A 12,882-nucleotide genomic window follows, 5' to 3' on the forward strand; every position below is an offset into this window, starting at 1 on the left:
GTCAGACCTGCGCGGGTTCCTTGTCTGCCGGCGCGTCGGCCTTGGCCTTCACGCGGGCCTGGACGCGCATGCGCAGCGAGTTGAGCTTGATGAACGCGCCCGCGTCGTGCTGGTTGTAGTCGCCGCCGGCCTCGAAGGACACCAGATCCTTGTCGTACAGGCTCTGCGGGGCCTTGCGGCCGACCACGGTGCAGTTGCCCCGGTACAGCTTCAGGCGGGCGGTGCCGGTCACGCTGGACGCCACGTGGTCGAAGTACACCTGCAGCGCCTCGCGCTCGGGGGCGAACCAGAAGCCGTTGTACACGAGTTCCGCGTACTTCGGCCCCAGGGCGTCGCGCTGGTGCAGCACCTCGCGGTCCAGCGTCAGGCTCTCGACGGCGCGGCGGGCGTGGTACAGCAGCGTGCCGCCGGGCGTCTCGTACACGCCGCGCGACTTCATGCCCACGAAGCGGTTCTCCACGAGGTCGAGGCGGCCCACGCCGTGCTTCCCGCCGAGTTTGTTGGCCCGCTGGAGCAGGGCCGCCGGGCTGAGCATCTCGCCATTGATGGCGACCGGGTTGCCGGCCTCGAACTCGACCTCCACGTACTCAGGCTCGGCAGGCGCCTCGGTGGGATCGACCGTCAGCTTGAACATGTGCGCGGGCGGCTCGGCCCACGGGTCTTCCAGGATGCCGCCCTCGTAGGAGATGTGCAGCAGGTTCGCGTCGGTGCTCCACGGGTCTTTCTTGGTGGTGGGCACCGGGATGCCGTGCTCGCGGGCGAACTCTTCCAGATCGGCGCGGCCCTGGAAGGTCCAGTCGCGCCACGGAGCCACGGTCACGATGTCGGGCTTCAGGGCGTAGGCGGTCATCTCGAAGCGCACCTGGTCGTTGCCCTTGCCGGTCGCGCCGTGCGACACGGCGACCGCGCCCTCCTTCTCGGCGATCTCGACCATCTTGCGGGCGATCAGCGGCCGGGCGATGCTGGTGCCCAGCAGGTAGTAGCCCTCGTACAGCGCCGAGGCGCGGAACATGGGGAACACGTAGTCGCGCACGAATTCCTCGCGCAGATCCAGCGCGTACGCGGCCACGGCCCCGGTGTTCAGCGCCTTGACGCGCGCTTCCTCGACCTCGTCGCCCTGCCCGAGGTCGGCGGTGAAGGCGACCACGTCGTAGTTCCGCTCGGTCTGGAGCCACTTGAGGATGATGCTGGTGTCCAGGCCGCCCGAGTACGCGAGGACGATCTTCTCTTTGGGGGCGGTGGCCGTGGGGGCGGAATCGGTGTGCGTCATGGCGGTATTCTCCCAGGAGATGAATGAGGCGGCGTCATGGCCGCCCGGCAAAGCAGCGCAGCACCCGGCGCGACCGGGCCGGCTCCTTCATGGCGAAGGGCCGGGCGGATCAGCGTCGGGTGGCGGGGGTCGACATCTTCTGTGTATGGGTATACACGTCGCCGCATAGCTATGCAAGTAGGTGGAGGGACAGGCCTGCCCGGCCGGGGGTGGATCACCGCAGCGACCCATAGCGAGGCGCCCGCCCGGACGAACCAGGGCGGGCGCGGTCAGGCCGGTGGCGCTCAGGGCAGGCGGTAGTTCAGGCCGATGCGGGCGCCGGCGCCCACGCTGACGCTGGCGGCGGCCGCGCCGCCCACCGACACCACCGGGCCCACGTTGCCCTCCACGAACAGGCTCAGGGGATCGGTGATGTTGTAGCGCAGGCCCAGCGTGCCGTGCGGGTACACGCTGAAGCCGCCGCCGTTGCCCAGCACCACGCCGGCGCCCAGGCCCAGGCCGTAGTACGGCGTGAAGCCGCCCAGCGTGGTGTCGGTGCTGAAGTCACCCAGGTAGTCCACGCTGCCGCCGATCGACAGGTTCTTGAAGTTGAAGTTCGTCGCGTCGAGGTTCAGGCCGTAGCGCATCGCCGAGGACGCGGTCAGGTCGTTCTGGTAGTGCAGGGTCAGGCCGGAGCCCACCGAGCCGCCCACGTAGGACGCCGCAGAGGCGGTCGAGACGGCGGTCAGGGCGAGCAGGCCGAGCAGGGTCGTCTTCATGAGAATCAGCATAGGCACGGACCGCGCCATCTGCCAAGCCTCGCTCTTTACGAAACCGCTCAGGGACATTCAGGGGACGTTTACCTTCGGGGTGGCTGCGCGCGCCAGGCGGCCAAGCGCCCGGCCGATGTCGTCCCTGGACTTGCAGAAGGCCACGCGCAGCAGCCCCGCGGGCGCCGCGTGCTGGGCATAGAAGGCCTCGCCGGGGATCACGGCCACGCCCGCCTCGGCCACCAGCGTCTCGGCGCGCCACTGCGGGTGCAGGGCGGTCAGGAAGTACGTGCCGCGCGGCGTGTACACCGTGGCGCCCAGGTCGCGCAGGCCGCCCGCCAGCAGCTCCATGCGCGCGGCGTACTCGGTCCGCAGCCCTGCATAGAAGCCCTCCGCGCGCGCCACGGGCAGCGCGGCGGCAACCGCGGCCTGGAGCGGTGTGGGCGAGCAGAACGATCCCTGCTGCCGGATGCCCGCGACCATGCCGGACAGGCCCGGCGGGCACGCGATCCAGCCCACGCGCCAGCCGGTGGCCTCCAGCCGCTTGCCCGCGCTGCCGACCGTGAAGGTCCGTTCGGGGGCCAGCGTGCGCAGGGACGTGGGCGCGTCTCCGAAGTACAGCTCGTCGTACACCTCGTCGCTGATGATCCACAGGTCGTGCTCGCGGGCCAGCGCAACGATCTCCGTGAGTTCCGCCGCGCTGAACACCGTGCCGGTCGGGTTGTACGGGCTGTTCAGCAGCAGCGCCCGTGTGCGTGGGGTGACCGCCACGCGCAGCGCCCCCGGGTCGAGGAACCAGCCCCGCTCCGGATCGAGCGTCATGGGGACCGTGACCGCGTCCGCGCCGGCCAGCCGCGCCTGCGGCAGGTACACGTCGAAGACGGGTTCGAGCATCAGCACCTCGTCGCCGGGGCCGTACAGCGACAGGGCCAGCACGTTCAGCGCCTCGGTCGCGCCGCTGGTGATCACCACGTCGGCGCCGTCCACGCCCAGGTCCGCGCCCACGGCGTCCCGCAGCGCGGGCAGGCCGGCCGGCGGCGAGTACTGGTCCGCCGTGCCCACCGCGCGCCGGGCGGTGTCCAGCAAGAAGGCGGGCGGCGCGTCGGCGGGAAAGCCCTGGCCTAGGTTCACCGCGCCGTGCTGCGCGGCCAGGCGGCTCATGCGGGCGAACACACTTTCCTGCGAGGCGAGGGCACGCGGCAGCAGTTGTGGCATCCCCGCAGTGTGAACCCGAACGCGCCCGGACCGGTGGGAAAGGTCAGACGACCCGCACCGGGAACCGTCCTCCAACCGCCCGCGGGTACGCTGTGGGAACACGTCACGCCGACCTGAAGCCCTCTTTCCACGTGGAGGAACGCCCATGTTCAAGCTCACGGTGCTGTACGGCCCGCCCACCGACGCTGCCGCCTTCGAGACCTACTACCACGGCATGCACCTCCCGCTGGTGGACCGGATTCCCGGCCTGCGCCGCGCAGAGGTCGGGCGCGTGGTCGGCGCCCCGGACGGCAGCGCCAGCCCCTACCACCTCATCACGGAACTGTACTTCGACGACCTGGCCGCGTTGCAGGGCGGTATGGGCGGTCCCGAGGGGCAGGCCGCGGCCGGCGACATCCCGAACTTCGCCACCGGCGGCGTCACGCTGCTGGTCAGCGAGGTGCTGGACAGTTAGGTGATGGGGAGTCAGGTGCTGAGCGGTCAGGCGGCCGCGCGCTTCTCGGCGGCCGAGCGGACCAGCAGGACCACGCCCAGGCCGATCAAGGCGCCCAGCACGGTCTCGGCGGCGCGGGCCAGCAGCAGCGGCCCGGCCGGGGCGGGGTGCCCCAGCGTGGTCAGCAGCAGCGCCAGCGGCGTGACGAACAGCAGCGTCAGGCTGTAGTTGCGCGTGGCGTACAGCTCCGCCAGGAACTGCAGCAGCACGACCGCCGCCACCCGTACGCCGGCCGGCAGCTCCAGCGCGAGCAGCGGCGCGGCCACCACCACACCCAGCAGCGTGCCCACCATGCGCTCCAGCGCCCGCACGACCCGGCCCCGCTGGTCCTGCGCGGAGATCGGCGCGACGGCCGCCACCATCGCCCACGGGGTGTGCCCCAGGCCCAGCAGCGCGCCGGCCAAGCCGCCCAGCCCGGCCGCACTCAGGTGCCGCAGACCGTGCCACGCCAGATCCTCCTCGCTCAGGCGGTGGGCGGGTGGGTCACTCAGGTCGTCCGGACGCACCCGCTGCGAGTAGCGCGCGCCCAGCACACCCAGACCCACCGACAGCAGCGCACTCGCGGCCGCGACGCCCAGCGCCGGCGCGAACGGCGGGGGCGGCGCCGCGCCCGCCGCAGTGGTCACCGCGAACACGAAGAACAGCGATCCGGCCGGCCGCAGCCCCAGCGCCGCCGCCAGCACCGCGCCCACCCCGGCCACCAGCGCGCCCGCCAGGGCGATGCCCCACGGCCCGGTGCCCGCGTGCGCCAGCGCCCACCCGGCACTGAGGCACGCCAGCAGCAGCGCCGCGCTGACCAGCTGGTGGCGCAGCCGCGTGCCCAGCGGCTCGTGCCTGGCGTAGATACCGGTGAACGCCGCGAAGGCCGCGTACACGACCAGATCCAGGTGCCCCAGCGCCAGCAGCGTGCCCAGCGGCAGCCCCACCCCCAGCGCGATCCGGCCCGCCGGCAGGTGATCCCGCCGCGCCGGACCGAGCGTGACGAAGGGCCGCGCCCAGCGGCGCAGCGTTGCCAGCACGCTTCGGGGTGGGCGCGGCTCCTCCACTGGCGTGCAGTCTAGGCCGCGCGGCCAGGCCCGGCGGCCGGATCGTCGGCCTGCCCAGCCCGCGCGATCACGCCCAGGGTGGGCACCCGCACCAGCGCGGCCAGCACCAGCGCGGCGCGCACGCCCCACACGTTCCCGGCCAGCCCGAACAGCGGCCCGAAACTGACCTGTCCCAGCGCGTCGGCCTGCGCCGCGAAGGAGTTCACGGTGGCGCGCGACCCCGGCGCGAGGCCGTGGTTCAGCCACGCGCTGTAGAGCGGCGAGTACAGGCCGCGCAGCACGCCGTGTACCAGCAGCGCCCCGACCGCCCAGCCGAAGCCCGGCGCGAGCGCGAAGGCCAGCAGCGCCGCCACCGAGCCGGCCAGCACGGCCCGCAGGGTGCGCGCCACCTGCCGGGCGTCCGCGAGGTCCAGCCGCCGCCGCAGCGGCTCGATGAGCGCCCAGCCCAACAGCGCGCCCACCACGCCCAGGGCCACGAACCAGTCGGCGGCGCTCAGGCCGCCGGGCAGGCCGGTCTCGCGGATCAACAGGAACTCGTGCAGGCGGTCGATGGCCTCGGTGCTCGCGCCGTACAGCGCGGCCGCCACGATCAGCGCCGTCAGCAGGGCGCTGCCCCGCACGGCCTGGACCCCGGCCACCAGCGGCGCCCGCAGCGCCGCCCAGGTGTGGCGCTGTGCCCGCGGCGCGGGCCGGAAGCCGCGCTCGGGCATCCGCAGGGCCAGATATGCGCCCACCAGCAGCGCGGCCCCGCCCCCGGCCAGGATCGCGGCGGCAGGACCGCCCCAGCGCGCCAGCCCGGCGGCGCCCAGCACGCCGACCACGCCGGCCACGCGCCCGTACTGTCCGCCCAGCAGCAGCGCGCTCCCCAGGCGCTCCTCGCCCAGTTCATCGGCCAGCCACGCTTCCTGCGCGCCGCTCAGGCACGTGTAGCCGGCCGCGCTGACGACCTGCGCGGCCAGCAGCACGCCGAACACCGGGAACGAGCCCACCAGCAGCATGCCCACGCCCAGCAACGCGCAGCCCACCACCAGCGACAGCCGCCGCGAATAGGCGTCGGCCAGGACGCCCGTGGGCACCTCCAGCACGAACGCCGAACCCTCCAGCGCCGCGCCGATCAGCAGCAGGTCCAGCGGGCTCAGGCCCACGGTCTGCACGAAGTACACACCCTGGAGCGTGAACGCCAGGGCAAACGCGAAGGCCAGACCGGCCTCCATGATCAGATAGACCCGCAGGGGGTCATGGACACGCGTCATTCAGCACCTCGGGGTGGTGGGCGGCGGCGCCTGCCCACCTCCAGAACGGACCATCACCACACTGGACTCTCCCCCACCGGTGACCGGGGCACACCGCACCGCCGCGTCACGGGGGCGCGCTGGGCAGGGCCGGAGGGGAGTCAGTTCAGGATTGACATGGCAGATCACGTCCCGGGGTCGAGACAGTGTCAGCGTACGCTTCCGCGGGGCCTCCAGCATCGGCCACCTGGCGCAGCGGACCGCCGGCCGCGAAGCGGTGTTGCATAACCATGCATACACCCCTCACGCCCAGACCACACATCCGTGCCATACTCCCTTTCTGGAATGCCTAAGCGGACTGACCTGAACACGATCCTTATCCTCGGCAGCGGGCCCATCCAGATCGGGCAGGCGGCCGAGTTCGACTATTCGGGCACGCAGGCCCTGAAGGCCCTGAAGAAGGAGGGCTACCGCGTGGTGCTGGTGAACTCCAACCCCGCGACGATCATGACGGACCCCGACCTGGCCGACGCGACGTACCTGGAGCCGCTGACGCCGGCCTTCGTGCGACGGGTGATCGAGAAGGAGCGCCCGGACGCCCTGCTGCCCACCCTGGGCGGCCAGACGGCCCTGAACCTCGCCATGGACCTGAACGCCGACGGCACGCTGGAGGAATTCGGCGTGGAGCTGATCGGCGCGAACGCCGCCGCGATCCGCAAGGGTGAGGACCGCGAGGAATTCCAGGCGGCCATGAAGAAGATCGGCGTGGAGACCGCCAAGGGCCGCATGGTGCACTCGATGGACGAGGCCGTGGAGTACCAGAAGGAGATCGGCCTGCCCATCGTGATCCGGCCTTCGTTCACGCTGGGCGGCACCGGCGGCGGCATCGCGCACACCTACGAGGACTTCCTGGCGATCACCGAGGGCGGCCTGCGCGACAGCCCCGTGACCAGCGTGCTGCTGGAAGAGAGCATCCTGGGCTGGAAGGAGTACGAGCTGGAGGTGATGCGCGACACGGCCGACACGGTCGTGATCATCACGTCCATCGAGAACTTCGACCCGATGGGCGTGCACACCGGCGACTCGATCACGGTGGCCCCGGCGCAGACCCTGAGTGACGTGGAGTACCAGCGGCTGCGCGACCAGAGCCTCGCCATCATCCGCGAGATCGGGGTGGACACGGGCGGCAGCAACATCCAGTTCGCCGTGAACCCGAAAGACGGCCGCGTGATCGTGATCGAGATGAACCCGCGCGTGAGCCGCAGCAGCGCGCTGGCGAGCAAGGCCACGGGCTTCCCGATCGCCAAGATCGCGGCGCTGCTGGCGGTCGGCTACCACCTGGACGAACTGAAGAACGACATCACCCGGATCACCCCGGCGTCGTTCGAGCCCAGCATCGACTACGTGGTCACGAAGATCCCGCGCTTCGCCTTCGAGAAGTTCCCGGGCAGCAGTGACGCGCTGGGCACGCAGATGCGCAGCGTGGGCGAGGTCATGGCGATCGGCCGCACCTTCAAGGAGTCGCTCCAGAAGGCCATGCGCAGCATCGAGTCCGACGTGCGCGGCGCCTTCGCGGCCATGGGCGAGGAAGAACTGCGCGGCCTGCTGTACGGCAACCCCCGCCGCCTGGAGGCCGTGATCGAACTGCTGCGCCGGGGCGAGTCGGAGAAGGCGCTCTTCGACGCCACCAAGATCGATCCGTGGTTCCTGGGGCAGCTGAAGGAAATCGTGGACGCCGAGAAGGAACTCCTCGACCTCGGGCCGATTGGCGAGTGGAAGTACGAGATCTGGCGTGAGGTCAAGCGCCTGGGCTTCTCGGACGCGCGGATCGGGGAGATCGTGGGGCTGAGCGAGCTGGACGTGCGCGAGCTGCGCAAGGCCGCCAAGGCCGTGCCGGTGTACAAGACCGTGGACACCTGCGCCGCCGAGTTCGAGGCGCACACGCCGTACCACTACTCCACCTACGAGTGGGAGGACGAGGTGCGCGCCACCGACCGCCCCAAGGTCGTGATCCTGGGCAGCGGCCCCAACCGGATTGGGCAGGGCGTGGAGTTCGACTACGCGACCGTGCACGCCGTGTGGGCGCTTCAGGACGCCGGGTACGAGACCATCATGGTCAACTCCAACCCGGAGACGGTCAGCACCGACTACGACACCGCCGACCGCCTGTACTTCGAGCCTCTGACTTTCGAGGACGTCATGAACATCGTCGAGCACGAGCAGCCGGTGGGCGTGATCGTGCAGCTCGGCGGGCAGACGCCCCTGAAACTCGCCCGCCGCCTCGCGGACGCCGGCGCACCCATCATCGGCACGTCGCCGGAGACCATCCACGAGGCGGAAGACCGCGCGTCCTTCAACGCCCTGTGCGAACGCCTGGGCCTGCCGCAGCCCCGGGGCAAGGTCGCCGCCACGCCGGATCAGGCCGCCGCGCTGGCCGCCGAACTCGGCTTCCCGCTGATGGCCCGGCCCAGCTACGTCCTCGGCGGCCGCGCCATGCGCACGGTGCGCAGCATGGACGAACTCACCACCTACCTCGACGAGGTCTACGCCGCCGTCGAGGGCCAGCCCAGCATCCTGCTCGACCAGTTCCTCGAAGGTGCGCTGGAACTGGACGTGGATACCCTGTGCGACGGCCAGCAGGCGGTGGTCGCCGGCATCATGGAGCACATCGAGGCGGCCGGCGTCCACAGCGGCGACAGCGCGTGCATCCTGCCGCCGGTCACGCTCTCGCCTGAACTCCTCGCCCGCGTGAAGGCCGACACGGAACGCCTCGCGCTGGAACTGGGCGTAAAGGGCCTGATGAATGTCCAGTGGGCCGTCAAGGACGACGTCGCGTACATCCTCGAGGCGAACCCGCGCGCCAGCCGCACGGTGCCGTTCGTGTCCAAGGCCGTGAACCACCCGCTGGCCAAGAGCGCCGCCCGCATTGCCGTGGGGCACACGCTGGAACAGATCGGGCTGAGCGAGACGCCCACGCCCGACATGTACTCCGTGAAGGAAGTGCACCTGCCGTTCCTGAAGTTCGCCGGCGTGATCCCCACCCTGGGGCCGGAGATGAAGAGCACCGGCGAGAGCATGGGCATCGACCGCGATCCGTACCTGGCGTACTACCGCGCGCAGATCGGCGCGAAGAGCAACGTGCCCACCCAGGGCACCGCCCTGCTGCTCGGGGACGGCCTGGACGACGTGGCCGCCAGCCTGGAGCACAGTGGCCTGACCGTGATCCGCACGCAGGACGGCACCACGTTGCCTGACCTGCTGATCGACGTGACCGGCAGCCGCCTGCTGCGCACCGCGCTGGAACGTGGCGTGCCGATCGTCAGCACGAAGGAAGCCGCCGAGTGGACGGCCAAGGCCATCGCCGCCGCGAAGGGGCAGGAATTGGGTGTGACGAGCTTGCAGGAGTGGGTGGGCTGATCTATAGGCGTCAACCGATTATATGATCTAACTCGCTTTCAGAGAAAGAAAGATCCCCTGAAGTCTTCAAGGCTCTTTGCGCCATACTATATGCACGAGGAGTCGTCCTTAATGCGCTAGTGTACACTTTTTCAAGTGTTTCCATATACGAGGTTCTCAATTCAAGAACTTGTTCTGTTTCTATGCGCTTGTCTTGCATATCAGTAATAAGGGTCATCAGTTTTTCTCTAACTCTCCACAGCTCCTGGGCAGCACTTGAATGGCTTGCAGCCTTCTCCTGTAAATTTATTTCCTTTAGATATAAATTCAGCCCAAATTGAAGCGTAGCTAGCAAAGCCCCTACGATTGTACCAGTCTTCCCGTCTCCAAAAACGGCCAAAATCAGGCTACCGGTAGTTAGTGCAGACAGCCATATTTGAGAATTAGTTAGTCGATTATACAAAGATAGTTCTAAGTCGGCCTGTTTCTCATGGGTCTTATGCGAATAAGCGGTTCTGCCATAGAGCTGCCTTATTTGCTCAAATAAATTTCCATATTTTATCCTTGCATCCTCCTTAGCTTGGGAAGTAGGAGCCATATACCTCCCTAAACTTTTGTTTCGCACTCCATGGCTTATCGTCAGAATAATAAGAAATAGCCAGAAGAGAGTTATTATAAGCTGCCTCTGCCTTTGATTCAAATGGCCCCTTCCTATAAACACGCTGACCACTTCCCGGAGCTAACCAATAGTCTTGATTTCTATCAAAATTCTTTAAGTACCCGAAAAAGTCCCTCGAAATATAGTCATAATAGAGATAAGATTTATCTTTATGTGCCCAACCGATGATAAAATTGTATGCAAAGGTGTCTATTTGTAGACCACTGATAGCAACGCTATTAGCTCTTCTCCACGAGCGAATCATCCTACAGAGCCTTCTTAAGTTTCCATTTGTAGACAAGTTTCTAGCGTTCAGGGCACTCATTTCTGGCTCTGGATTAGTGATCTGCCAGCTACCTCCACCATTCGTATCAGGATAGATGTAGCCACCCTCGCGGGCAGCGAAAACAGGTACAACTTCAAACCTCATACCATCACTAAAATTAACCACTACAACTTGACCGTCGCCCCTTATAGAGGTATTCGGATACGTTATTTGCAAAGCGCTTCTTACTTCCTGCAAGAGCGCAGATTGCTTATTGCCAGCGTAGGTATTAAAACGATAATAGGCACTTTCAGGTAGAGTGAATATCATGTCCATATCGTGGGCATTGTGAATCGCAGTATCCCTTCCGTAGGAGCCTACATAAAGACTGTGGGCGGTTTCAGATTCTGAGCCATAATACTGCTTATTTAGGCGCCAAGTAATGGTTCTATAACGTTGCGAAATATCTGAGGTATTTGTAATGATGAGGTTGCCACAGAATGATTCGAAGTCGCCGCTGACACCCATAAGTCCTCCAATGACATATTTCCCTTATAAGATTTTGCTCGCAGCAGATTTTAGCATAACCGTTCACCCTACGCTCTCGTAAATGAGCGGAGCACCGCCAGCCCGATCATTCCTAGCGCCTCCGCTTCGGCTTTCGCCCGTGGCGGGCGGGGGTTGGGGGAGCTTTGGCGGTGACGCTTCCTCGCGCCCATGAGATACTGACCCCATGACGCTCCGGCGCACCATAACGCTCACCACGCACGCGGACGCCACACGCGCCGACCGGGAAGCGAACTGGGCCAAGACGCCTCAGCAGCGGCTGGCCGAAGTGGAATTCCTGCGTTTCCAGAGGTATCCCGGTGGAATTGCCCCCAGACTTCAGAGAGTTGTTGAGTTTGTTGAACTGAAGAATCACGGTGAGCGCAGTAAACCCGAGTAAACGAGTAGAAACTACACCTCCTTATTGTTCGACTATCCTCCGCCCTCTGGCCTATTGCCTCCCCTCCCCCATCGCGGCAGCATGGAGCCCATTCTCGAGGGGGGCAGCATGGACAGACCGCTGGCAGGCAGGGTGGCGCTGGTCACGGGCGGCAGCCGGGGCGTGGGCCGCGGCGTGGCGCTGGGACTAGGAGAAGCGGGGGCGACCGTGTACATCACGGGCCGCACGGTGCAGGGCCGGCACCCCGACCTGCCCCAGGTGTCCGGCTCGCTGGAGGAGACGGCAGCCGAGGTCACGGCCCTGGGCGGCATGGGCGTGCCGGTGCCGTGCGACCACCGCGACGACGCGCAAGTGCGGGCCGTGGTGGAGCGCATCGGGCAGGAGCACGGGCGGCTGGACGTGCTGGTGAACAACGTGTGGGGCGGGTACGAGGGCCTGCACCGCTGGGACGAGCGGGGGCAGCGCTGGCAGGCCCCGTTCTGGGAACAGCCGCTGGAGCTGTGGGACGACATGTTCGTGGCGGGCGTGCGGGCGCATTACGTGGCGTCGGCCCTGTGCGCGCCGCTGCTGATCGGCGCGGCGGGGCTGGTCGTGAACATCTCGTTCTTCGCGGGGCAGCGGCACCACGGTCAGGAGAACATCCCGTACTTCCTGGCGAAGAATGCCGACGACCAGATGGCGCGGGCCATGGCGAACCACCTGCGGCCTCACGGGGTCACGGCGGTGTCGCTGTACCCGGGGCTGGTGCGGACGGAGGGCGTGCTGCTGGCCCCGGAGGGCACCTTCGATTTCAGCAACTCGGAGTCGCCTCAGTTCCTGGGCCGGGCGGTGGCGGCGCTGGCGGGCGACCCGCAGCGGCTGGCGCGGTCGGGGCAGGTGCTGGTGGCGGCGGAACTGGGGGAACAGTACGGCTTCACGGACGTGGACGGCCGCCGTCCCCGCTCGATCCGTGCCGAGTACGCGGAGGAGTAGCCCCGCCCGCTGCTGGGCGTTCAGACCATCTCCCCTGCGGGTGTCCGACCTTCGCCCATGGCGGCGCGGGCACGCAGACGCTGCAATGGGGGCATGAAACGACTTCTATTGACGGTGGCCCTGAGCCTCGGCGTGTCCCTGGCGGCGACGGCGGCGGTGCGGGTGGTCGAGGTGCTGGACGCCTCCGGGCGCGTGGTGGCGAGTGGGGCGCTGAGCGGGCACCTGACCGTGAGTGGCAGCCTGGGCGCGGCGCGCTCCGTGCGCGTGAGCACGACCGTGAACGGTGTGACGACCGTACAGGTGTTCACCCTGGCCGGCCCGATCACCACGCAGGCCCCGGAGGCCGAGCGCCTGGGCGTGAGCGTGGACGGACGGGTGCTGTCCCTGGAGGCGGCGCTGGAGCGGGGCACGCAGGCCCGGGGCGGCGAGGACGACGGTGCGGCCCACGACGCCGGAGATGACCACGGTGGCGAAACCGGACGCCACGGAGCCGATGACGGCGCAGCGCACGACGCGGGCGACGACCACGGCGGGGGCGACGGGAGCGGCCACGATGCCAGGGATGACCACGGCGGCAGGGGTGGCAGCGGCGGTGGCGGGCACGACGGCGGCGGGCACCGCTGAGCGGCCGCGCCGTGCG

General features: G+C 67.8%; 12 protein-coding genes. 5 read left to right on the plus strand and 7 right to left on the minus strand.

All coding sequences use genetic code 11. The annotated features are described in order from the left end of the window. Position 1 precedes the first annotated feature (1 nt). The 3 genes from HNQ07_RS18990 to HNQ07_RS19000 form a co-directional block, all read right to left on the minus strand. A complete protein-coding gene (locus tag HNQ07_RS18990; protein WP_184114760.1) occupies positions 2-1,270 on the minus strand; it encodes an argininosuccinate synthase in 1,269 nt (422 codons plus the stop codon). 284 nt (positions 1,271-1,554) lie between these two features. After that, positions 1,555-2,028 carry a hypothetical protein gene (locus tag HNQ07_RS18995; protein WP_184114762.1) on the minus strand — a complete coding sequence of 158 codons (474 nt, stop codon included), beginning with the start codon at positions 2,026-2,028 and terminating at the stop codon, positions 1,555-1,557. A gap of 69 nt (positions 2,029-2,097) precedes the next feature. Further along, positions 2,098-3,234 (minus strand): pyridoxal phosphate-dependent aminotransferase, encoded by a 1,137-nt coding sequence (locus HNQ07_RS19000; protein ID WP_184114764.1) that lies wholly within the window; start codon positions 3,232-3,234, stop codon positions 2,098-2,100. A gap of 145 nt (positions 3,235-3,379) precedes the next feature. Between HNQ07_RS19000 and HNQ07_RS19005 the strand changes: the two genes are divergently transcribed. Next, positions 3,380-3,688, plus strand: coding sequence for an EthD family reductase (locus HNQ07_RS19005; protein ID WP_184114766.1), 309 nt, complete (start codon positions 3,380-3,382; stop codon positions 3,686-3,688). A 26-nt stretch (positions 3,689-3,714) separates the two neighbouring features. Here the strand turns inward: HNQ07_RS19005 and HNQ07_RS24470 are convergent, their stop codons facing one another. After that, a complete protein-coding gene (locus HNQ07_RS24470; protein ID WP_184114768.1) occupies positions 3,715-4,773 on the minus strand; it encodes an FUSC family protein in 1,059 nt (352 codons plus the stop codon). A gap of 11 nt (positions 4,774-4,784) precedes the next feature. Next, complete coding sequence (locus HNQ07_RS19015; RefSeq protein ID WP_184114769.1) at positions 4,785-6,026, minus strand: MFS transporter; 1,242 nt, start codon at positions 6,024-6,026, stop codon at positions 4,785-4,787. Between the two features lie 324 nt (positions 6,027-6,350). Here HNQ07_RS19015 and carB point away from each other — a divergent pair, with 324 nt between their 5' ends. Further along, positions 6,351-9,422, plus strand: a complete 3,072-nt coding sequence (carB, locus tag HNQ07_RS19020; protein WP_184114773.1) for a carbamoyl-phosphate synthase large subunit — start codon at positions 6,351-6,353, stop codon at positions 9,420-9,422. A 10-nt stretch (positions 9,423-9,432) separates the two neighbouring features. On the opposite strand, the gene HNQ07_RS19025 is transcribed toward carB, so the two are convergent. Next, positions 9,433-9,999, minus strand: a complete 567-nt coding sequence (locus HNQ07_RS19025) for an SLATT domain-containing protein (RefSeq protein WP_184114775.1) — start codon at positions 9,997-9,999, stop codon at positions 9,433-9,435. Further along, positions 9,977-10,852, minus strand: coding sequence for an SMODS domain-containing nucleotidyltransferase (locus HNQ07_RS19030; RefSeq protein WP_184114777.1), 876 nt, complete (start codon positions 10,850-10,852; stop codon positions 9,977-9,979). Before HNQ07_RS19030 ends, HNQ07_RS19025 begins: the two co-directional genes overlap by 23 nt. 205 nt (positions 10,853-11,057) lie before the next feature. Between HNQ07_RS19030 and HNQ07_RS19035 the strand changes: the two genes are divergently transcribed. The 3 genes from HNQ07_RS19035 (at position 11,058) to HNQ07_RS19045 (ending at position 12,866) form a co-directional block, all read left to right on the plus strand. Next, entirely contained in the window at positions 11,058-11,270 is a 213-nt protein-coding gene (locus HNQ07_RS19035; RefSeq protein WP_184114779.1) for a hypothetical protein, read from the plus strand. Between the two features lie 108 nt (positions 11,271-11,378). Continuing rightward, on the plus strand, positions 11,379-12,242 hold the full coding sequence (locus tag HNQ07_RS19040) for an SDR family NAD(P)-dependent oxidoreductase (RefSeq protein ID WP_184114781.1): 864 nt from the start codon (positions 11,379-11,381) through the stop codon (positions 12,240-12,242). 93 nt (positions 12,243-12,335) lie between these two features. Then, positions 12,336-12,866: a hypothetical protein gene (locus HNQ07_RS19045; RefSeq protein ID WP_184114783.1), complete on the plus strand. Its 531-nt coding sequence runs from the start codon at positions 12,336-12,338 to the stop codon at positions 12,864-12,866. Positions 12,867-12,882: the final 16 nt, after the last annotated feature.

The sequence above is a fragment of the Deinococcus metalli genome, from assembly GCF_014201805.1.
In the GTDB taxonomy this organism is placed as follows: Bacteria; Deinococcota; Deinococci; order Deinococcales; family Deinococcaceae; genus Deinococcus; species Deinococcus metalli.